General features: G+C 71.2%; 17 protein-coding genes. 9 read left to right on the top strand and 8 right to left on the bottom strand.

What is annotated here, in order from left to right; translation table 11 throughout:
* Positions 1-37: 37 nt before the first annotated feature.
* The gene (locus tag MKK53_RS17225; RefSeq protein WP_243929916.1) at positions 38-394 is read right to left on the bottom strand and encodes an SWIB/MDM2 domain-containing protein; all 357 of its coding nucleotides are present in this window, start codon (positions 392-394) and stop codon (positions 38-40) included.
* Positions 395-882: 488 nt separating this feature from the next.
* Here MKK53_RS17225 and MKK53_RS17220 point away from each other — a divergent pair, with 488 nt between their 5' ends.
* On the top strand, positions 883-1,317 hold the full coding sequence (locus MKK53_RS17220) for a PRC-barrel domain-containing protein (RefSeq protein WP_243929915.1): 435 nt from the start codon (positions 883-885) through the stop codon (positions 1,315-1,317).
* 10 nt (positions 1,318-1,327) lie between these two features.
* On the opposite strand, the gene MKK53_RS17215 is transcribed toward MKK53_RS17220, so the two are convergent.
* On the bottom strand, positions 1,328-1,723 hold the full coding sequence (locus MKK53_RS17215) for a hypothetical protein (protein ID WP_243929914.1): 396 nt from the start codon (positions 1,721-1,723) through the stop codon (positions 1,328-1,330).
* Between the two features lie 280 nt (positions 1,724-2,003).
* Here MKK53_RS17215 and MKK53_RS17210 point away from each other — a divergent pair, with 280 nt between their 5' ends.
* The 7 genes from MKK53_RS17210 (at position 2,004) to MKK53_RS17180 (ending at position 10,546) form a co-directional block, all read left to right on the top strand.
* A complete protein-coding gene (locus tag MKK53_RS17210) occupies positions 2,004-2,777 on the top strand; it encodes a PRC-barrel domain-containing protein (RefSeq protein ID WP_243929913.1) in 774 nt (257 codons plus the stop codon).
* Positions 2,774-4,183, top strand: a complete 1,410-nt coding sequence (locus MKK53_RS17205) for an MFS transporter (RefSeq protein ID WP_243929912.1) — start codon at positions 2,774-2,776, stop codon at positions 4,181-4,183. The genes MKK53_RS17210 and MKK53_RS17205 overlap by 4 nt, the downstream gene beginning before the upstream one ends.
* Before the next feature lie 200 nt (positions 4,184-4,383).
* Positions 4,384-6,153, top strand: coding sequence for an ABC transporter ATP-binding protein (locus tag MKK53_RS17200; RefSeq protein WP_243929911.1), 1,770 nt, complete (start codon positions 4,384-4,386; stop codon positions 6,151-6,153).
* Positions 6,154-6,313: 160 nt separating this feature from the next.
* Entirely contained in the window at positions 6,314-7,243 is a 930-nt protein-coding gene (locus MKK53_RS17195) for a glutaminase (protein ID WP_243929910.1), read from the top strand.
* A 196-nt stretch (positions 7,244-7,439) separates the two neighbouring features.
* On the top strand, positions 7,440-8,861 hold the full coding sequence (locus tag MKK53_RS17190) for an MFS transporter (protein WP_243929909.1): 1,422 nt from the start codon (positions 7,440-7,442) through the stop codon (positions 8,859-8,861).
* A 10-nt stretch (positions 8,862-8,871) separates the two neighbouring features.
* The gene (locus MKK53_RS17185) at positions 8,872-9,462 is read left to right on the top strand and encodes a Uma2 family endonuclease (protein WP_243929908.1); all 591 of its coding nucleotides are present in this window, start codon (positions 8,872-8,874) and stop codon (positions 9,460-9,462) included.
* A 70-nt stretch (positions 9,463-9,532) separates the two neighbouring features.
* Entirely contained in the window at positions 9,533-10,546 is a 1,014-nt protein-coding gene (locus MKK53_RS17180; protein WP_243929907.1) for an adenosine kinase, read from the top strand.
* A 181-nt stretch (positions 10,547-10,727) separates the two neighbouring features.
* Here MKK53_RS17180 and MKK53_RS17175 read toward each other — a convergent pair whose 3' ends face one another.
* Positions 10,728-11,702, bottom strand: a complete 975-nt coding sequence (locus tag MKK53_RS17175; RefSeq protein WP_243929906.1) for an NADPH:quinone oxidoreductase family protein — start codon at positions 11,700-11,702, stop codon at positions 10,728-10,730.
* A 255-nt stretch (positions 11,703-11,957) separates the two neighbouring features.
* Here MKK53_RS17175 and MKK53_RS17170 point away from each other — a divergent pair, with 255 nt between their 5' ends.
* Positions 11,958-12,245, top strand: a complete 288-nt coding sequence (locus MKK53_RS17170; RefSeq protein ID WP_243929905.1) for a GIY-YIG nuclease family protein — start codon at positions 11,958-11,960, stop codon at positions 12,243-12,245.
* 169 nt (positions 12,246-12,414) lie between these two features.
* On the opposite strand, the gene polA is transcribed toward MKK53_RS17170, so the two are convergent.
* The 5 genes from polA to MKK53_RS17145 all read right to left on the bottom strand — a co-directional run bounded on the left by polA (position 12,415) and on the right by MKK53_RS17145 (position 20,079).
* The gene (gene polA, locus MKK53_RS17165) at positions 12,415-15,564 is read right to left on the bottom strand and encodes a DNA polymerase I (RefSeq protein ID WP_243929904.1); all 3,150 of its coding nucleotides are present in this window, start codon (positions 15,562-15,564) and stop codon (positions 12,415-12,417) included.
* A gap of 561 nt (positions 15,565-16,125) precedes the next feature.
* On the bottom strand, positions 16,126-16,380 hold the full coding sequence (locus tag MKK53_RS17160; RefSeq protein ID WP_243929903.1) for a hypothetical protein: 255 nt from the start codon (positions 16,378-16,380) through the stop codon (positions 16,126-16,128).
* 134 nt (positions 16,381-16,514) lie between these two features.
* Entirely contained in the window at positions 16,515-17,945 is a 1,431-nt protein-coding gene (locus tag MKK53_RS17155; protein WP_243929902.1) for a UdgX family uracil-DNA binding protein, read from the bottom strand.
* A gap of 164 nt (positions 17,946-18,109) precedes the next feature.
* The gene (locus MKK53_RS17150) at positions 18,110-19,321 is read right to left on the bottom strand and encodes a putative DNA modification/repair radical SAM protein (protein WP_243929901.1); all 1,212 of its coding nucleotides are present in this window, start codon (positions 19,319-19,321) and stop codon (positions 18,110-18,112) included.
* A 245-nt stretch (positions 19,322-19,566) separates the two neighbouring features.
* Positions 19,567-20,079 carry a regulatory protein RecX gene (locus tag MKK53_RS17145; RefSeq protein WP_243929900.1) on the bottom strand — a complete coding sequence of 171 codons (513 nt, stop codon included), beginning with the start codon at positions 20,077-20,079 and terminating at the stop codon, positions 19,567-19,569.
* Positions 20,080-20,145: the final 66 nt, after the last annotated feature.

Below are 20,145 nucleotides of genomic sequence, written 5' to 3'. Positions count from 1 at the left end.
CGCGACCGGCCCTCGGGCCGGCCCGGCTGTCCGGCGATCAGGACTTGAGGTGGGCGGCGAGGTGCTTGTTCATCTCGAACATCGAGCACTTGTCCTTGCCGAACACCTTCTTCAGCTTGTCGTCGGCGACGATCTCGCGCTTGTTCTCGGGGTTCTGCAGGTTGTGCTTCTTGATGTATTCCCACACCTTGCTCACCACCTCGCCGCGCGGCAGCGGGCTGGTGCCGACGATGGCGCCGAGCTCGGCCGAGGGCTTCAGCGGCTGCTGAAGGGCGTTCGGCTTGGCGGCCGCCGGCTTCGCGGTCGCCTTGGCGGTCTTGGCGGGGGCGGACTCGGAAGCAGCCTTCGTGGTCTTGGCCGCCTTGGGCGCAGCCTTCTCCGTCTTCGTCGCCATCAATATCCTCCGATGCTCGGACATCACCGGGGCGAACCGCGCCCCGTCGCCGCGTCAGCATAGCAGCTTCAACTAAGCGGTGCCGCACCCGTTCCAAGAGGAAATTGGACGCTAACCGCCTCAATCCACAGGGCGCACCCGACTTCGGCCCGTCCCGCACCGATGCGCAAGCAGAATCTTATCGCATGGGGTCGGATATGAAACAGGATCGTAACCGTGATTTGCAAGGACCGGTGACATGTTCGCACCGATCTTCTCCCTCGCGCTCGCCCTCTCGGTCGCGCTGGTCGTCTCCCTGGCGGCCGGGACGCGGTCAGACGGCGGCCCCGGCGCTCCGGCGGCCCGCGGCCTGATCTGACGGGGGCGATTCGCCCCCGTGGGCGGCGCCGGACGACGGAACCGGTGGCGCCCACGCCCGTACTGCCCCTGTCGCCCCCACCCAAGCCGGGGCCGGACGCCCCGCGACGGGGCGCGCGTCAGGAGGGACCATGCCCACCGATCTGCCGACAGAACGGGCCGTCAGGAAGCCGGGTACGATGGAGCTCGACCCGGGGGCGGAGGGCGTCGCCCTCGACGAGACGCCGCGCCTGATCGCGTCGAACAAGGTGGAGGGGACTGCGGTCTACGACCGCTCGGGCCAGCACCTCGGCACGGTCCACAACTTCATGGTGGACAAGGTGTCGGGGCAGGTCGCCTACGCCGTCCTCGCCTTCGGCGGGTTCCTCGGCCTGGGCGAGAACCACCATCCCCTGCCGTGGCGGGCCCTGAGCTACAGCACCGATCTCGGGGGCTACGTGGTCGATATCGATCCCGGCGCCCTGTCGGGGGCGCCGAGCCAGGGGCCGGGCGAGGACGGTTTCGTCGATCCGAACTACAAGAAGAAGCTCGACGAGTATTACGGCAGCCTGTTCGCCGCCGGCTGAGGGCCGGCGTTCAGAACTTGCCGCCGAGGCCGACGCTGCCGCCGGGGGTGAGCGCCGGGGCCATCGAGGACGAGCTGCCGCTGCGGCTGTCGCTGCCCTCCAGCTCGTCGCGGCGGATGCGCCGCTCACCCGCATCGGTGCCGCGGCTGGCGGCGCCCGCGGTCCTCGGCACGTCGAGGTTCCGGGTCGGCTGGGTCTGGAGCGGCCGGCCCTCGTCGTCCACGCTGGCCGTCCGGGCCCCGCGGTTCGGCATGGCGTTGCGCATGGAGGGCGGCAGGCCGACATCGGTCTCGGGCATCACGCCGGACGTTCCGCCCAGGGCCTGGCAGCCGGCGAGGCCACCGGCGGCGAGCGCGACGACGAGAACGAGGGCGGGCACACCTGCCGACGACGGAGTCCTGGACATAGACGGTTCCTCGGGCGGGCCGCCGAGGGGCGGACCGCAGGTTGTTTCTCCGCGTCTACGCTGGGGTTGCGGCGAAAAACAGACGTCTCATGGGGTTGCACGCCGCGGCCCCGCAGGCCGCGCGGGCATGGCGGCGCGGAACTTGCGCCCTGTTGCCCAACGCCCACAGACCTGATCCATAACTTTGCCCAGGTCGGGGGCTACCCCCTCCTGGCCGCGCCGGGTTCGGGCGGCACGGCGCTTCCGCTCGGCCGCCCATCGATTTCACAGAGGACGACGCGTGCGTACTACCAGTCGGATCATTGCGGCCCTGGCGCTCGCCCTGGGGGCGACGGGAGCCGTCGCCCAGACGCCGCCCGGCGCCGAGGGCGGTTCCGGCACCGGTGCGCCTGTGGGCGCATCCCCGCCGCCGCCGGCCGCCGCGCAGACTCCTCCGGCCGCTCCCCCGCCCATCGCTTCCCAGCCCGCCGCCCCCGCGCCGTCCGCGCCCCCGGCGCTGCCCCCGGCCGCCGCCGCCCAGCAGGGCACCCCCGCCACCGTCCTCGACACGTCGGATTACGAGAGCCTCCTCGGCCGCAGCGTCCGCAGCGCGGGCGGGGACGAGCTCGGCCGGGTGATCGACATCATCATCGACAAGGACGGCCACCCCCGCGCGGCGATCATCGATTTCGGCGGCTTCCTCGGGGTGGGGACCCGCAAGATCGCCGTCGACTGGCGGGCCCTGCGCTTCGCCTCGGACGGCAAGGAGCGCCGGCTCTCCGTCGCCCTGACCCGCAACCAGGTCCGCGTCTCGCCGGAATACAAGTCCGGCGAGCCGATCGTCGTGCTCGGCCCGGCGAGCGGCGCCACCCCGCCCGAGGGCGGCGAGCAGGCGGGCGCGGCCCCGGCCCCCGCCGGGCTGGCCGCCGCCCCGGCCCAGGGGCCGACGCCGGTTCCGCCGCCGGCCCCGGCCCCGGCCCCGGCGCCAGCCCCGCCAACTCCGGCGCCAGCCCCAGTCGCCCCGCCGCAGGCCGCCCCCCAGCCCCCGGCGCCCAGCAAGGCTCCGGATAAATGACGGTGGCCCGATTGAAGGCAGGGCCTCACGTTCCGGCGGCTCCGGCCCGCGAACGCGATCCGGTCCGGCAGGAGGCCCGCAAGGAGTTCCTCGCCGGGGGCAAGCCGCGCGTCACCCCGGTGGCGGGCCCGGCGGGGGCATCCCCGGCCGCGCCCGCGCCGGAGGCCGCCCTCGCCCCGGCGGCGGCGGAACCCGTCTCCCTGCGCAGCCGCCGGGGCCTGGATGCCTTCGCCTTCTTCGTGGCCAACCTGCAGACCGGGTTCGGCCCGTTCCTGGCCGTGTACTTCTCCCAGGCGAAGTGGACCCAGTCCGACATCGGCTTCGCCCTGACGGTGGGCAGCCTCGTGGGCCTCCTCGGGCAGGTGCCGGGGGGCGCCTTCGTCGATGCGGCGCGCTCGAAGCGCTTCGCCGCGGGCGTCGCCGTGGTGTCCGTGGCGGTCAGCGCCCTGGCCCTCGCCGTGTGGCCGAGCTTCCCCGTCGTCCTGCTGGCGATGGCCGCGCATTCGGCGGCGAGCTGCGTGCTGACGCCGGCCCTCGCCGCCATCAGCATCGGCCTCGTCGGGCATGCCAGGGCCGGCGAGCGGCTCGGGCGCAATGCGAGTTTCCAGGCCCTGGGCAACGCCATCGCCGCCGCCGGCATGGGCGCCTGCGGCTACTACCTCTCGAACGGGGCGGTGTTCTACCTGACCGCGGCCCTCGGCATCCCGGCCGTGATGGCCCTGTCGCGGATCCGGGCCGACGAGATCGACGCCAACACCCGCGTTCAGTCGGCCCAGCCCGTCGGCGGCGGGCGCGGCGGCCTGTGGGCGCTGCTCGCCAACCGGGGCCTGATGAGCTTCGGCGCGTGCATGCTGCTGTTCTTCCTCGCCAACGCGGCGATGATGCCCCTCGTCGGCAGCGTCCTGACCCTGCGGGCGAGCGAGACGGCGACCGCCCTGGTGGCGGCCTGCATCATGGTTCCGCAGGCGGTGCTCGCCGTCTGCGCACCGGCCGTGGGGCGGGCGACGGAGCGGTTCGGGCGCTACCCGGTCCTGCTGGTCGGCTTCGCGGCCCTGCCGCTCCGGGGCCTGCTCCTCGCCTCCACCACGAACCCCTACGGCCTCGTGGCGATCCAGGTGCTCGACGGCGTGTCGGCCTCGGTGCTGGGGGTGATGGTCCCCCTCGTCGTCTCGGACCTGACCCGCGGCACCGGCCGGTTCAACCTCGCCCTGGGGGCGGTGGGCACGGCCATGGGCATCGGCGCCGCCCTCTCGACCTCGCTGGCCGGGATCATGGCCGACAGGCTCGGGAGCCACAGCGCCTTCCTCGGCCTCGCCTTCGTCGGCTTCGCCGCCTTCATGCTCGTGGCGCTGATCATGCCCGAGACCCGCAGGGGGGCGGCCGAGGCGCGGGCGGAGGGGCACTGAATGGCGCGGCACCGCTTTCGCTTGGGGCGGCCGATCAAGCTATGTTCAGCGTGAGCCGCTAAATGCGCGCTGGCCCGATCACGACACTGCAACGTATGGCAACGCTGCGGCGTTGGCGCTACGGGACGGACTTGCCTTTAATACCGCATGCTCGCACGGCTGCTGCCGGCCGGCCACGCGAGAACGGGATGGTCGCCACGATGGAAGAACTCCACCGATACGCCGAACGGCCCTTCGCCTTCGTCGGACGGTACCTGCGCCGCCGTTGGCTGCCGCATATGGTCATCCTCGTCTCGGTCCTGGGCGCGGTCGGATTCTCGGTCTCGACCGACTACGCCCTGAAGGGCGTGGTCGATGCGCTCACCAAGGGGCCCGGCCCCGACAACACCGTGATCTGGAGCGCCCTCGCGGTCCTCGTCGCCTTCATCGCGACGGACAACATGCTCTGGCGCGTTGCCGCCCTGACGGGGGCCTTCACCTTCGTGGGGGTGACGGGGGACATCCGCCGCGACCTGTTCCGGCACATGACCGGCCATTCGCCGTCCTTCTTCTCCGACCGGCAGCCCGGCACCCTGGCGAGCCGCATCACCGCGACCTCGAACGCGATCTTCACGGTCGAGAACATGTTCGTGTTCAACGTGATGCCGCCGACGGTCGCCGCCTTCGGCTCCATCGCCTACATCGCCACCGTCAGCATGACGATGGCCGGCATCCTCGCCGGCATCTTCGCGGCCGTCGTCGTGCTGATGTTCAAGATGGCCTCGGCCGGCAAGCCGCTGCACCACGACTTCGCGGCCAAGGCCGCCAGCGTCGATGGCGAGATGGTCGACCTCGTGGGCAACATGTCCCTGGTGCGGGCCTTCTCGGCGGTGAAGCGCGAGGGCGTGCGCTTCGAGGGGACCATCGGCACCGAGATGCGGGCGCGGCGCTCGTCGCTGCTGTACCTCGAGAAGCTGCGCATCGTTCACGCGATCCTCACCGTCCTGGCGATCCTCGGCCTGCTCTACTGGTCGATCCGGCTCTGGGAGGCGGGACAGGCGACGAACGGGCAGGTGGTCCTCGTCTGCACCCTGGGCATCCGCATCCTGGCGGCCACCCGCGACCTCGCCGTGGCCCTGGTGGACGCCACCCAGCACACGGCCCGCCTCTCCGAGGCCCTCCAGACCCTGCTGCAGCCGCACGACCTCGTGGACCACCCGGAGGCGAAGGCGCTCGCCGGGCAGGGCGCGAAGATCGAGTTCGAGCACGTCGCCTTCCACTACCCGGACGGGCGCAGCGTCTTCACCGATTTCGACCTGACCATCGAGCCCGGCCAGCGCGTCGGCCTCGTGGGCAAGTCGGGCGGGGGCAAGTCGACCCTGTTCTCGCTGATCCAGCGCTTCTACGATGCGCAGGGGGGCGCGATCCGCATCAACAGCCAGGATATCGGCCGCATCACCCTCGAATCCCTGCGCGAGGCGATCACCGTCGTCCCGCAGGACGTGTCGATGTTCCACCGCACCCTGCGGGAGAACATCCGCTACGGCCGGCCGGAGGCCACCGACGACGAGGTCTGGCAGGCGGCCGAGGCGGCCCATTGCACCGACTTCATCAAGGCCCTGCCCGAAGGGTTCGACACGATCGTCGGCGACCGGGGCGTGAAGCTCTCCGGCGGCCAGCGCCAGCGCATCGCCATCGCACGGGCGATCCTGAAGAACTCGCCGATCCTCCTCCTCGACGAGGCGACCTCGGCCCTGGACGCGGAATCGGAGCAGGCGATCCGCCATGCCCTGGCGAACCTGATGAAGGGCCGCACGGTCATCGCCATCGCCCACCGGCTCTCGACGCTCCAGGACTTCGACCGGATCGTCGTGCTGGAGGGCGGCCGGATCGCGCAGGACGGCCCGCCGGACAAGCTCACCCATCTCGACGGCTTCTTCCGCGAACTGATGAAGAAGGAAACCATGGGCGCCTCGCTGGCCGCGGCCTGAGGGCGAGGCCCGGTCCTTGCGTGGGCATGGCGGCCCTGCCCACGGAACGGTTCCCAGGGGGCTCGCCCTCTGGTGGGGTGTCGGGGCCCAACCCCGATCGTGGCGGGGCACCGCCCCGCCCCCGCGAGAGGTCCCCGACCTCTCGAAACCGTGACAGGCCATGCCCGACCTCGACACCGTCGTCCGTGAGATCTCGGAGGAGATGGCCGCGCGCCCGGACCGCGGCACCGTCGCCGACTACATCCCCGAACTAGCCCATGTGGACCCGAACCGCTTCGGCCTGGCGGTGGTGGAAGCGGACGGGCGGGTGAGCGCGGGCGGAGACAGCGAGACGCTGTTCTCGATCCAGAGCATCTCGAAGGTCTTCACCCTCACCCTGGCCCTCGGGATGATCGGCGACCGCCTGTGGCGGCGGGTCGGGCGCGAGCCCTCGGGCAACCCGTTCAACTCGATCGTGCAGCTGGAGCGCGAGCGCGGGGTGCCGCGCAACCCGTTCATCAATGCCGGCGCCATCGCCGTCACCGACGTGATCCTCTCCGGCCACGAGCCCCGGGAGGCGCTGGGCGAGATCCTGCGCTTCATGCAGTTCCTGGCACAGGACCAGACCGTCACCATCGACGAGAAGGTCGCGGCCTCGGAGCGGCGCACCGGCTTCCGGAACAGCGCGCTCGCCTACTACATGAAGTCCTTCGGGGTGATCGAGAACCCGGTGGACTTCACCCTCGGCGTGTACTTCCACCACTGTGCCATCGCGATGAACTGCCGCCAGCTCGCCATGGCGGGGCAGTTCCTGGCCCATAACGGCATCAACCCGGCCACCGGCTTCAACGTGGTCTCCCCGGAGCGGGCGCGCCGTATCAACGCGATCATGCTGACCTGCGGCCATTACGACGGGTCGGGCGAGTTCGCCTACCGGGTCGGCCTGCCGGGCAAGAGCGGCGTCGGCGGCGGCATCTTCGCCGTGGCCCCCGGCAAGGCCTCGATCGCGGTGTGGTCCCCGGGCCTCGACGCCGCCGGCAACTCCCACCTCGGCCGCGTGGCCCTGGAACGTCTGACCCAGCGCATGGGGTGGTCGGTGTTCGGGGTGTGAGGGCGCTTGCCCGGTCCCCTGTAATCCCCCGCCGTCATTGCGAGGCGAAGCCGAAGCAATCCAGGGCGCGCCCTGCCCGGATGAGGCGGTGCCGGCTGGACTGCTTCGCTGCGCTCGCAATGACGGCAGTGAGCGTGCGCCTTGCGCAGCCGCCCGTTCCGGGGCAAGCGGCCCGGCCAGCTTGAGGACGAGCCCCATGACGACCCGCGCGGCCCCGCTTCCGCAGGCGGCCGGACACCCGACCGCCTCCGACCCGGCGATGATCGTCGCCCGGCTCGACCGCCTGCCGGCGACGCGGACGGTGTGGCGCATCGTGGCGCTGCTCGGCCTCGGCTTCTTCTTCGAGCTCTACGACCTGCTGTTCACCGGCTACGTGGCGCCGGGCCTCGTGAAGGCCGGCATCCTCACGCCGACCACCCCCGGCCTGTTCGGCGCGACCGGCGTGGCGGGCTTCGTGGCCGCGCTGTTCACCGGGCTGTTCATCGGCACCATGGCCTGCGGCTGGCTCGCCGACCGATTCGGGCGGCGGGCGATCTTCACGTGGTCGCTCCTCTCCTACACGGCGGCCAACGTCGTGATGGCCTTCCAGACCGAGGCGTTCGGGCTGAACCTGTGGCGGCTCATCGCCGGGATCGGGCTCGGGCTGGAGATGGTGACCATCGGCAGCTACCTCTCCGAGCTGGTGCCGAAGGCCATCCGGGGCCGCGCCTTCGCCCTGTGCCAGGGCATCGGCTTCTGCGCGGTGCCGGTGGTGGCCTTCCTGTCCTACCTGCTGATTCCGCTCTCGCCCTTCGGCCTCGACGGCTGGCGCTGGGTGGCGCTCATCGGCGCCTCGGCGGCTTTGCTGGTGTGGTGGATGCGCGCCGGCCTGCCCGAGAGCCCGCGCTGGCTGGTGCAGCGCGGGCGGGTCGCCGAGGCGGAGGCGGTGATGGCCCGGCTGGAGGCGAAGGTCGCGGCGGAGTACGGCCGCCCCCTGCCGCCCCCCGGCCCGCCGCAGCCCGCCCGGCCGCAGGGCGCCTTCCGCGACATGTGGGTGCCCCCCTACCGCCGCCGCACGCTGATGATGGCGGGGTTCAACGTGTTCCAGACCGTGGGCTTCTACGGCTTCGCCAACTGGGTGCCGACCCTGCTGATCGCGCAAGGCATCACCGTCACGTCGAGCCTCGCCTACACGGCGCTGATCGCGCTCGCCGCCCCGGTGGGGCCGCTGATCGGGCTCGCCATCGCCGACCGGTTCGAGCGCAAGCACGTCATCGTGGCCGCCGCCCTCGTCTACATCGCCTGCGGCCTCGCCTTCGCGCAGGTGCGGGACGTCGCCGCCATCGTGGCCCTCGGCATCGGCCTGACGCTCGCCTCGAACGTCATGTCCTACAGCTTCCACGCCTATCAGGCGGAGCTGTTCCCCACCGGCATCCGGGCGCGGGCGGTGGGCTTCGTCTATTCCTGGAGCCGCTTCTCGGCGATCTTCACCGGCTTCATCATCGCCTTCGTCCTGCGGGAGGCGGGCACGCCCGGGGTGTTCCTGTTCATCTCCGCGGCGATGCTCATCGCCGGCGGCCTCGTCGCCCTCCTCGGGCCGCGCACCCGGGACGTGGCGCTGGAGGAGATCGCCAGCTGAGAGTCGTGCTATGCTTCCGCCGACAAATCGGGCGGACGAGATGGGCGCGAGGGCGGCACCGGACGGGCGGATGACGACGGAGGAGTTCCTGGCCTGGGCCGAAGGGCGACCGGGCCGCTACGAACTGATCGACGGCCGGGTCATCGCGATGTCGCCGGAGCGGGTGCGGCACGCCGAAGTGAAGTTCGCCGTGTGCCGAGCCCTTCGCGACGCCATCCGCGGCGCCGGTCTCCCCTGCCGCGCCATGCCCGACGGCATGACCGTCCGCATCGACGACCACACCGCCTTCGAGCCGGATGCCCTCGTCTATTGCGGCGGGCGGGCGGACCCGGACGCCGTCGAGATCACGAACCCGGTCATCGTGGTCGAGGTCGTCTCGCCGGGCACCCGCTCCGTGGACCAGGGGGCGAAGCTGCGCGGCTATTTCCGCGTGCCGAGCATCGCCCACTACCTGATCCTGTACCCGGACAACCGCCTCGTCGTGCACCACGCCCGGGGCACGGACGACGCCGTCGCCACGCGGATGATCAGCGAGGGGACGCTCCCCCTCGATCCGCCCGGCCTGACGATTTCCGTCGCCGACCTCTTCGCCCAAGACTGACGGGCCCGCCTTGATCCGGCCGGCGACCGGTGCCACAGCGGCCGGAATCGCTTCGCAGACGGATCACCGCATGACGGCCTCCCTCGATCTCCTCGTCCTCGGCAATGCCATCGTCGACGTCATCGCGCGCACCGACGACGCCTTCCTGGAGAAGGAGGGCATCGCGCGCGGGGCGATGACGCTGATCGACGAGGCGCGGGCGGAGTCGCTGTTCCAGGTCATGGGCCCGGCGACGATCGTCTCCGGCGGCTCGGGGGCCAACACCGCCGTGGGCGCGGCGATGCTCGGGGCGAAGACCGGCTTCGTCGGCCGGGTGCGCGACGACGAGCTCGGCCACCTGTTCCGCCACGACCTCAAGGCGACCGGCGTCGGCTTCGACGTGCCCGCCGCCGCCGACGGCCCGGCCACCGCCCGCTGCTTCGTGCTGGTGACGCCGGATGGCGAGCGGACCATGAGCACCTATCTCGGCGCCTGCCAGGGCCTGGGGCCGGACGACGTCCACAAGGACACGGTCGCCTCCGCCCGGGTCGTCTACCTCGAAGGCTACCTCTGGGATCCGCCTGCCGCCAAGGAGGCCTTCCGCAAGGCCGTGGAGATCGCCCACCGGGCCGGCAACGCCGTGGCATTGACCCTGTCGGACGCCTTCTGCGTCGGCCGCTACCGCGACGAGTTCCTGGGCCTCATCCGCGACGGCAGCATCGACATCCTGTTCGCCAACCTCGGCGAGCTGAAGAGCCTCTACCAGACCGAGGATGAGGAGGCCGCCGTGGCGGCGCTCCGCGACGAGCGCAACGGGCGCGGCATGCACCTGCTCGGCCTCGTCACCCGCTCGGAGAAGGGCGCCCTCGTCGTCCATGGCGGCCATGTCCGCGAGGTGGCGGCGAGCCCGGTGGAGCACGTCCTCGACACCACCGGGGCGGGCGACCTCTTCGCCGCCGGCTTCCTGGCCGGCCACGCCCGCGGCCTCGACCACCTCGCCAGCGCCCGCCTCGGCACTCTGGCGGCGGCGGAGGTCATCCAGCACATCGGCGCCCGGCCGCAGACGGATCTGGTGATGCTGGCGCGGGAGCGGGGGCTGCTTTGAGGCCCTGACCCTCCCCCCTCTGCGGGGGAGGGTGCCCTGCGACAGCAGGGCGGGAGAGGGGCCGCGCGACGGTTCGGGACGACGCGGCCGGCGCGGCTCTTCCGGAGAGGTCGCTCCCCTCTCCCGACCCCCTGACGGGGGCCACCCTCCCCTGCAGGGGGGGGAGGGCCACGCGGCAGGCTCACATCCGCAGCAACACCTTCCCCACGGCCTCCCGCCGGACGAGCACGCCGAACGCCTCGGGGAACTCCTCCAGCGGGTAGACGCCGTGGACCTTGGCGGTGAGCTTGCCCTCCGCCACCCATGCGAGCAGCTGCGCCTGGTCCGCCCGGTGGGCGGCCGAATCGCGCTCGGTGAAGGCGCCCCAGTGGACGCCCTGGACGTCGAGTTCCTTCAGCAGGATCAGGTTGAGGGGCAGGCGTGGGATCTCGCCGGCCGCGAATCCGATCACGAGGTAGCGCCCCCGCCACGCGAGCGCCCGCAGGGCCGGCTCGGCGAAGGCATCGCCCACCGCGTCGTAGACCACATCGACCCCCGCGCCCCCGGTGATCCGGCGCAGGTCGTCCTTCAGCGTCTCGGGGGCGTAGACCAGCCCCTCGGCGGCGCCGTGGGCGCGGGCGGCGGCGACCTTCTCCTCCGACGAGGCGCAGGCGATGACCTTCGCCCCCATCAGCGCCCCGAGCTCCACCGCCGCGAGACCGACCCCACCGGACGCCCCGAGCACCGCGAGCCACTCGCCGCTCTTCAGCCTCGCCCGGTTGGCGAGGGCGTGGAGGGTGGTGCCGTAGGTGATGGTGAGGCCGGCCGCCTGCTCGTCCGGCACCCCGTCCGGGACGGGGGTGAGCCTCTCGGCTGCGATGGCGATCCGCTCCGCGCAGCAGCCGTAGCCGGCATGGATCACCACACGCTGGCCCACCGTGAGCCCGGTGACACCCTCGCCCAGGGCCTCGACGATTCCCACGCCCTCGCCCCCCGGCGAGAAGGGCAGGGGCGGCTTCACCTGATACCGCCCGGCGACGATCAGCGTGTCGAAGAAGTTCAGCGCGGCCAGGGTGATGCGGACCAGCGCCTGCCCGGGCCCGGCCTCCGGCGCGGGCCGCTCGGCGATGGCCAGCGCCTTCGGTCCGTCGAGGGTCTGGCAGAGGAGGGCCCGCATCGTTTCGCTCCCGTGTCGCTACAATCGACGGATGTGGCGCTTCCCTAGATTGCTTCGCCCCGCTCGCAAAGACGGGGAGGGTGGCAGCTTTCCGTGTGGACGCCCCACCTCCGTCATTGCTTCGCTGCGCTCGCAATGACGGCTAGGATGCAAGGGGTACCGCATTTCTGTGAATTATCCGCCATCCGTCTTTGCGAGCGAAGCGAAGCAATCCAGGGATCCGCGACCTGAGTCGCAATCCTCCCGAGGGCCGCCGTGCGCGCGCCGACCGTCTACATCATGGCCAGCCGACGCAACGGCACGCTCTATGTCGGCGTGACATCGAACCTCGCCCGGCGGGTCTACGAGCACCGCGAAGCCCTGCTGCCGGGTTTTACGCGGCAATACGGCTGCAAGGCGCTCGTCTGGTACGAGTCTCACGCCGCGATGATCGAGGCCATCGAGCGTGAGAAGCAGATCAAGGCCGGGTCGCGGAAGCGCAAGCTTGCGCTCATCGAGGCAATGAACCCGGATTGGACCGACCTGTACCCCGGGCTTGCGTAACCTCCGGCGATGGCGCTGCGCCCTGGATTGCTTCGCTGCGCTCGCAATGACGAATTTGAGGGGGAAACGTCATTGCGAATGGAGTGAAGCAATCCAGGGACGCGGGCCGCTTCCGAACGTGGCGCCGCCCTGAATGCGCCGCGCTCGCAAAGACGGGGAGGGTGGCCCCTCAATGCGCCTCCTGCCAATTCCCCGCGGCCTTGGCCTCCACGACGAGGGGGACACGGAGCGTCAGGGCGGGGGCGGGGGCCTTCTCCATGATGGAGGCGATGATCGGGATCGCCGCGTCCACCTCCGCCTCGTCCGCTTCGAAGACCAGTTCGTCGTGGACCTGCAGCAGCATCGTCACGCCGAGCCGCTTGGCGGCCAGCGCCTCCTCCATCCGGACCATCGCCCGGCGGATGATGTCGGCGGCCGAGCCCTGGATCGGGGCGTTGATCGCCTGCCGCTCGACGCTCGCCCGCTCGGAGGGGTTGTTGGAGCGGATCTGCGGGTAGTGGCACACCCGGCCGAACAGGGTGGTGACGTAGCCCTTGTCCCGGCAGATCCTCTTGGTCGTGTCGATGTAGTCGCGGATGCCCGGGAACTGCTCGAAATACTGCTTGATGAAGGCCGAGGCCTCCTCCCGGCCGATGCCCAGGCGGTCGGCCAGCCCGAAGGCCGAGATGCCGTAGATGATGCCGAAATTGATCGTCTTGGCCCGGCGGCGCAGGTCGGGCGTCATGTCCTTCAGCGCCACGCCGAACATCGCCGACGCGGTGGCCGCGTGGATGTCGATGCCGTCCTCGAAGGCTTTGCGCAGTTCGGGGATGTCGGCCATGTGGGCGAGCAGCCGCAATTCGATCTGCGAATAGTCGGCTGAGATCAGCACCTTGCCGGGGGCGGCCACGAAGGCCCGGCGGATGCGCCGGCCCTCCTCGGTGCGCACGGGGATGTTCTGCAGGTTCGGCTCGGAGGAGGAGAGCCGCCCCGTCGTCGTCGCCGCCAGCGAGAACGAGGTGTGGACGCGCTGCGTCTCCCGGTCCGCATGGGTCTGGAGCGAGTCGGTGTAGGTCGATTTCAGCTTGGCGAGCTGGCGCCATTCGAGGATCTTCTTGGGCAGCCCGTGCCCGGCCTGGGCCAGTTCCTCCAGCAGTGTCGCGGGGGTGGCCCACTGGCCGGACGGCGTCTTCTTGGCGCCGGGCAGGCCCATCTTGCCGAACAGGATGTCGCCGATCTGCTTGGGCGAGCCCACGGAGAAGCGCTCGCCGGCATCCTCCTGGATCTCCTCCTCCAGCCGCACCAGGATCTGCGAGAAGTCCCCGGAGAGACGGCTCAGCATGTCCCGGTCGACGCGGATGCCCGCCATCTCCATCCGGGCGATGATCGGCAGGAGCGGGCGCTCCAGGGTCTCGTAGACGGCGACCCGGCGCTCGGCCACGAGGCGCGGCTTCATCATCCGCCACAGGCGCAAGGTCACGTCCGCGTCCTCGGCGGCGTAGGCGGTGGCCTTGTCGAGGGCGACCCGGTCGAACGTCACCTTGGCGCGGCCGGTGCCGGCCACGTCCGAGAAGGTGATCGGCTGGTGGCCGAGGTGGCGGCGGGCCAGCTCGTCCATGCCGTGCCCGCCCTTGCCGGCATCGAGCACGTAGGAGATCAGCATCGTGTCGTCGAAGGGCGCCACCGCGATGCCGTGGCGGGAGAACACCACCCAGTCGTATTTCAGGTTCTGGCCGACCTTGAGCACGCCGGGGTTTTCGAGGAGCGGCTTCAGCCGCGCGAGGGCCGCATCGAGGGGGATCTGGTCGGCGATCGGCTCGACCAGATCGGTGGAGGCGGCGCCCTGGCCGAACAGGTCGCCGGCATCGGCCTCGGCGGTCACCGACCGCACATGGGCGAGGGGGATGTAGCAGGCCCGCCCCGGCGCCACCGCGAGCGACACGCCGACGAGCCCCGCCCGGTACGAATCGAGGGAATCCGTCTCCGTGTCGACGGCGATCACCCCGGCCTCCTCGGCCTCGGCGATCCAGGCGTCGAGGTGTTCGAGGGTCAGCACGGTCTCGTAGGCCGCCGTGTCGAACGGCTTCACCGATTCGGCCGCCCGCGCCGCGACGAGGCTCCCCGGCGTCGGCTCGGCGGGGCCGCGGGGCGTGGGCGCCGCATCCGGCAGGCCGAGGTCGGCGAAGGGATCGACCTCGCCGCCCCCGGGCGGGGCGTCGCCCGGCGGACGCTCGGGGCCCGCGGCGGCGGTCTCGGGGTCCGGCGGCACGCTGTCGCCGAAGAACGGCGGGGGATCGCCGGCCTTGGCCCCGGCGCCCGGCAGCAGGGACGGATCGGGCCGCACCTTTTCGGGATCGACATGGAGCATCTGGGCGATGCGCCGGGTCAGGGTGTTGAACTCCATCGCCTTCAGGAAGCCGACGAGCTTCTCGGGGTCGGGGTGCGGCACGCCGAGGTCGTCGAGGGCCACGGGGACGGGCACGTCCTCGATCAGCGCCACGAGCTTGCGCGAGAGCTTCGCCTGCTCGACGTTGGCGAGCAGGGTCTCCCGGCGCTTGGGCTGCTTGATCTCCCCGGCCCGCTCCAGCAGCGCGTCGAGGGAGCCGAACTCCTTGATGAGGGCGGCGGCGGTCTTGAGGCCGATGCCGGGGACGCCGGGCACGTTGTCCGAGGTGTCGCCGATCAGCGCCAGCGCATCGCCGATCTGGTTCGGGCGCAAGCCCTCCCACTTGGCGATGATGGCATCGACATCGAGGTTGCGCTCGGGCCGGTAGCCCGGCTTGCCCTTGGCGCCCGATTCGAAATCGTAGAACCGCACCAGCGGCCCGACGAGCTGCATCAGGTCCTTGTCGGAGGAGACGATGATGACCCCTGCACCCCGGGCCTCGGCCTGCCTCGCATAGGTGGCGATGAGGTCGTCCGCCTCGTAGCGCTCGAGCTCCACGGCGTGCAGGCCGAAGGCCCGCACCGCATCGCGCATCAGCGGCATCTGGCGCTTGAGGTCGTCGGGGGCGTCCGGGCGGTGGCCCTTGTAGTCCGGGAACATCTCCTTGCGGAACGAGCCCTCCGACTTGTCGAAGACGATGCCGAGATGCGTCGGCATCGTGCCGGCGGCGCCGTCCTGCAGGAACTGCGCGATCTTGGTGCAGAACAGCCGCACCGCCCCGGTCGGCAGCCCGTCCGAGGGGCGCGAGTTGTACTTCTGGTCCTGGTTGATCGATTGGAAATAGGCCCGGAAGATGAACGACGAGCCGTCGACCAGGATCACCTGATCGCCGGGGCCGACCTGCTTCGGAGCGGGGGCGGCCTCGGCGGCGGTCTCGGAGGACTTGGCTGTCATGGGCGATGGCGTCTCGCGAGAACTCGTCAACGCGCCGGCGGATGCCTGAGTTCGGACTCGGCCGCGGCGACGAGGAGGGGTCGCTCGTCGTGGAGGCTCCGCCAGACGTTGTCCAGTGAAACGCGGTCATAGTGGCGCCGGTAGAACTCGCCGGCATCGGCGATGGGGCGCCAGGGGATGTGACGATGACGGGTTCGGGTCTCGTCATCGACCCGGCGACTCGCCTCCGAGTGATCCCCGGGCAGCGCGTCTCGCCGCCACTCAGAAGGCATGGATCGCATCCCGTTCGGCCGTCGGCCGAACAGGAGGCTTCAGCATGTCCCGGTTCGCGATATCGATCATGAGAGCGAGGTCGCTATCGGGTTCTGCTTGGTCGCGGGCCACTGAGCCGAAAAGGGACGAGCGGTTCACTCCCGGCGACGAAGCTCGGCTTGATTTGCGCGCCGGATGGCGAGGGCGGCGCTCGCAATGACGGGGAGGTGGCGCAGGTCGCACCGACGCGTACGGCCCTGCTCCACCCCACCCTCGTGTCCCTCCCCACGAGGGGGAGGGAAGCCATCCTCAGCAGCGGTTGCCGCCGGTGGTCTGGCCGTACTGCTTCACCGGGCGCGTCTGCTGGTTGGCGTTGCCCTCGGCGGCCGAGCTCGGGGCGCAGTAGCCGGGATGCGACTCGTAGAAGGGCGTGTCGTGGACGCCGATCGCGCCCGTGGTCACGACCTCGTCGCGGGGGGCGTAGGGAGAGGCCGTCGCGGCGGTCATCGGGGCCGCAAGGCCGATGACGAGGGCGGCGACGGTGGCGGCAATACGGGTCTTCATCTCTAAAAACATCTCCTCGTGCAGCGCGGTCCGGTTGTTCCGTCCGCTTCGTCTGTCATGAAAAAGATATAGGGAGTGAAGGTGCGGAGCGGCGTGTCTCCACGCACGCGCCACTAGGGATTAAAACGCGCGGCTCATGCGGAGAGCTCGGCGCCGAGCGTGGCGATGCGTTTCAGGTCGGCGACGAAAGCCGCGTAGGCCTCCTCCTTCGCCTCGTCCGGCAGGCGCAGCAGGTAGGAGGGGTGGACGGTGATGAAGCCCTGGAAGCGGGTCTCGTGCCGGTCGAACCGGAACGGGCCGCGGGCGCGGGTGATCGGGATCGCCTTGCCGGTGAGCGCCAGCACCGCCGTCGCGCCGAGCGCCACGACGAGCTTGGGCGCCACGAATTCCAGCTCCCGGTCGAGCCACCAGCGGTAGTGGCTGACCTCCCCGGCGGTGGGCTTCTCGTGGATGCGGCGCTTGCCGCGCAGGGTGAATTTGAAATGCTTGACCGCGTTGGTGAGGTAGCTCCCCCCGCGGTCGATGCCCGCCTCCTCCATCGCCCGCGAGAGCAGCTGCCCCGCCGGCCCGACGAAGGGGCGGCCCTTCAGGTCCTCCTGATCGCCCGGCTGCTCGCCGACGAAGGCGACGCTGGCGCCGGGCGGCCCTTCGCCGAGCACGGCCTGGGTCGCGCCCGGCACCAGGGGCTCTGTGCGGCGGATGATGGCGTTGAGCTCGTCGAGGTTCTTCGGGTCCTGGTCGGCCATCGCGGCGACGGCTCGGGCGGGTTCGCGGCGTGCGGGCACGGTGGGCTCCCTCTCGATCATCTGCGCCGTCCGTTCCGCCGCGCCCCTCAGGAGCGCGGGGATGGAGGCGGTCTCGGGCATGTTGCGCCAGTACTTCTTCGGCATCTCCGCCCGCATCGCCTTCGGGTTGACGCGGGCGGGGTTGAACGTCGTCTCGTAGTAGGTCTGCCAGCCGGCCTCGAAGCCGTCGCCCTCGGGCACGTCGCCCCGGGAGCCGGGCGGGCCGTAGGTCAAGGCGTCGCCGTCCCAGACGGCCCGGCCCTCGGGGGTCAGGATCGTCCAGCGCATCCCGGCGAAGCGCCGCACGAAGAACGGCGCGGCGGCCTCCAGGATGTGGTGATCCGGCTCGAACCACGCGACGTAGCGCTCGTCGCCGTCATCCGTGGTCCGGCGGAAGCGGAGGAAGGCGTGCATCTTGTGCAAGTCCCGGCCGATCGCCTTGGCCATCAGGTTCAGGCGATGCACCAGCGGGTCGCTCGCCACCTCCATCAGGTGCCGCTCGCCGTGGAGCGCCCGCCAGATCAGGGCGTAGAGCAGGCCGTAGCGTTCGGGGTCCCGGTGGGGGACCACCTGGGGGATCAGGGCGGCCACCGCCCGCGGGAGGGAGAGGGGCCGGTCGGCCTGGGGCGCGGCCTCGCTGCCGAACAGGCTCGGCGCGGATTCCAGGCTCCACGTCACCGCCTCCGGCGGCACGCCCTCGGCCGCAAGCCGCCGGGCGGCATCGCGAAAGCCGGTGAGATCGGCGCCTGGGCGCAGGAGGATGGTGCGAGGCGCGCGCATCCTCCCATCGTTCATGCCCATGCCCTCATCCTGAGGTGCGGCGCCAGCCGCCTCGAAGGAGGGCTCCAGGGCAGGCTCCTCAGGATGAGGTCGTGAGGGGGTCGATGGTGACTGCCCGGTCAGACCCTCAGGATGAGAGCGTGATCGAGACGGGTGATCCGCCATCAGAACAGGCTCAGCTGCTGCGCCGGCTCCACGAGCTTGGCCCGCAGGTCCGCCCGGTCGGTGAGGCCCACCGGGCGGTGGTCGGCGGCGATAAGGAACGGGCGGGCCCGCTTGAGGCTGGAGGTCAGCCGGGCCACGTCGTCCAGGCGGAGCGTCGTGTGCTTCCGCGCCTTGACGATCCGGTCCACCGCCCGCGCCCCGAGGCCGGGGACGCGCAGGAGCATCTCCCGGTCGGCGGTGTTCACGTCCACGGGGAACCGCTCCCGGTACTTCAGCGCCCAGGCGAGCTTCGGGTCGATGTCGAGGGCGAGCATCCCGCCCTCCGAGGCCGAGGCGACCTCCTCCGCCGTGAACGCGTAGTACCGGAGCAGCCAGTCGGCCTGGTACAACCGGTGCTCCCGGGCGAGCGGCGGGGCCTTCAGCGGCAGGATCTGCGAACCGTCGGGGATCGGGCTGAACGCCGAGTAATAGACGCGCTTCAGGCCGACGCTGCCGTAGAGCGTCTCGCTCTTGGCGATCAGGGCGGCATCGGTGGTGTCGTCCGCCCCGACGATCACCTGCGTCGAATGCCCGGCCGGGGCGAAGCGGCGCTTCTCGGCCTTGGCCTGGATGATCCGCTCGCCGATCTGCGCCATGGCGCCCTGGATCGCGGCGCCGTCCTTCTCGGGGGCGAGGCGGCCGAGGCTCGCCTCCGTGGGCAATTCGACGTTGATCGACAGGCGGTCGGCATAGAGCCCCGCCTCCTCGATCAGCCAGGGGCTCGCCTCGGGGATGGATTTCAGGTGGATGTAGCCCGCGAAGCCGTGGTCCCGGCGCAGGGACTTCGCCACGCGGGTCATCAGCTCCATCGTGTGGTCGGGGGAGCGGATGATCCCGGAGGAGAGGAACAGCCCCTCGATATAGTTGCGCTTGTAGAAGTTGAGGGTGAGGCTCACCACCTCCTCGACGGTGAACTTCGCCCGCCGCACGTTGGAGGAGCGTCGGTTGACGCAATAGGCGCAATCGAACAGGCACCAGTTGGTCAGCAGGATCTTCAGCAGCGAGACGCAGCGCCCGTCCGGCGTGTAGGCGTGGCAGATCCCCGCCCCGGTGGTGGAGCCGATCCCATCCTTGCCGGCGGCGCGCTTGGGCGCCCCGGACGAGGCGCAGGACGCATCGTATTTGGCGGCATCGGCGAGGATGCGCAGTTTCTTGGCAAGAACCTCGTCCATGGAACGGAAGATGAACACAAAACGGCGCCAAACAAGGGCGGCCGTGCGGCACTCCCGGTCCTGATTGACGCACCCCGCGGGAGCCTTCCCCCGCCACTGCCGTCCCACCCCACCCCCGCGCCGTCATCGGGGGCGGAGCGACGCCATCCGGCATCGCCACGGTCTGAGGCGTGCCGCCGCCCCGGGGTGCTTCGCTGCGCTCGCAATTACGGGGGGGAGGGTGGCCGCGACGGCGACGGCCACCGTCACGGGGCTTCGTCGGCCTCCACGATTTGCCGGGCGAGGCCGTAGGAAAAACCCTGGCGGGCGAGGCTGCCGAGGTCGCGCTCGCGGGTCTCGGCGCGCTTGTCCGGTGGCCGGTAGGGGCCGAGGCGGCGGCGCTTGGCGTAGGCCCAGGCGGCCTTCGCCTCGCCGTCCTCCCCCGTCTGCGCCTCCCGCTCGGCCTCCATCGCCGCCTCGACCACCTCCCGCGGCACGCCCTTGGCGGCGAGCTTGGCGGAGGCGGCCCGGCGGGAGGTGCCCCGGCGGCGCAGGGCGGCGAGGCGTCCCTCGGCGAAGCGGGCATCGTCCACCAGGCCGGCCGACACCGCGCGGGCGACCGTCGCCTCGACCATGTCGGCGAAGGCGGAGGCCTCCTCGCCCCTCGCCCTGGCCCGCTTCTCGACCCGGCGGGCGAGGGTGCGGCGGAGCATGTCCGTGGAGGCGCTGTAGCGCTGGAGGTAGTCCAGCGCCGCCCGCTCCAGCCACGCGGCGCTCACCGGGCGGGGGGGCTTGGGCCGGTCGTCCCCTCCCGGAGGTGCGTCTGGCCCGGAGGATGCAACGCT

Source organism: Methylobacterium sp. J-076, from assembly GCF_022829405.1.
Taxonomy (GTDB): Bacteria; Pseudomonadota; Alphaproteobacteria; order Rhizobiales; family Beijerinckiaceae; genus Methylobacterium.
This window is presented reverse-complemented; position numbering and strand designations above follow the sequence as displayed.

What these genes read in the sequence shown, in the direction of transcription:
- MKK53_RS17225 (WP_243929916.1), bottom strand. Translation starts at nt 394, where the DNA reads ATGGCGACGAAGACGGAGAAGGCTGCGCCCAAGGCGGCCAAGACCACG.
- MKK53_RS17220 (WP_243929915.1), top strand. Translation starts at nt 883, where the DNA reads ATGCCCACCGATCTGCCGACAGAACGGGCCGTCAGGAAGCCGGGTACG.
- MKK53_RS17215 (WP_243929914.1), bottom strand. Translation starts at nt 1,723, where the DNA reads ATGTCCAGGACTCCGTCGTCGGCAGGTGTGCCCGCCCTCGTTCTCGTC.
- MKK53_RS17205 (WP_243929912.1), top strand. Translation starts at nt 2,774, where the DNA reads ATGACGGTGGCCCGATTGAAGGCAGGGCCTCACGTTCCGGCGGCTCCG.
- MKK53_RS17200 (WP_243929911.1), top strand. Translation starts at nt 4,384, where the DNA reads ATGGAAGAACTCCACCGATACGCCGAACGGCCCTTCGCCTTCGTCGGA.
- MKK53_RS17195 (WP_243929910.1), top strand. Translation starts at nt 6,314, where the DNA reads ATGCCCGACCTCGACACCGTCGTCCGTGAGATCTCGGAGGAGATGGCC.
- MKK53_RS17190 (WP_243929909.1), top strand. Translation starts at nt 7,440, where the DNA reads ATGACGACCCGCGCGGCCCCGCTTCCGCAGGCGGCCGGACACCCGACC.
- MKK53_RS17185 (WP_243929908.1), top strand. Translation starts at nt 8,872, where the DNA reads ATGCTTCCGCCGACAAATCGGGCGGACGAGATGGGCGCGAGGGCGGCA.
- MKK53_RS17180 (WP_243929907.1), top strand. Translation starts at nt 9,533, where the DNA reads ATGACGGCCTCCCTCGATCTCCTCGTCCTCGGCAATGCCATCGTCGAC.
- MKK53_RS17175 (WP_243929906.1), bottom strand. Translation starts at nt 11,702, where the DNA reads ATGCGGGCCCTCCTCTGCCAGACCCTCGACGGACCGAAGGCGCTGGCC.
- polA (WP_243929904.1), bottom strand. Translation starts at nt 15,564, where the DNA reads ATGACAGCCAAGTCCTCCGAGACCGCCGCCGAGGCCGCCCCCGCTCCG.
- MKK53_RS17160 (WP_243929903.1), bottom strand. Translation starts at nt 16,380, where the DNA reads ATGAAGACCCGTATTGCCGCCACCGTCGCCGCCCTCGTCATCGGCCTT.
- MKK53_RS17155 (WP_243929902.1), bottom strand. Translation starts at nt 17,945, where the DNA reads ATGCGCGCGCCTCGCACCATCCTCCTGCGCCCAGGCGCCGATCTCACC.
- MKK53_RS17150 (WP_243929901.1), bottom strand. Translation starts at nt 19,321, where the DNA reads ATGGACGAGGTTCTTGCCAAGAAACTGCGCATCCTCGCCGATGCCGCC.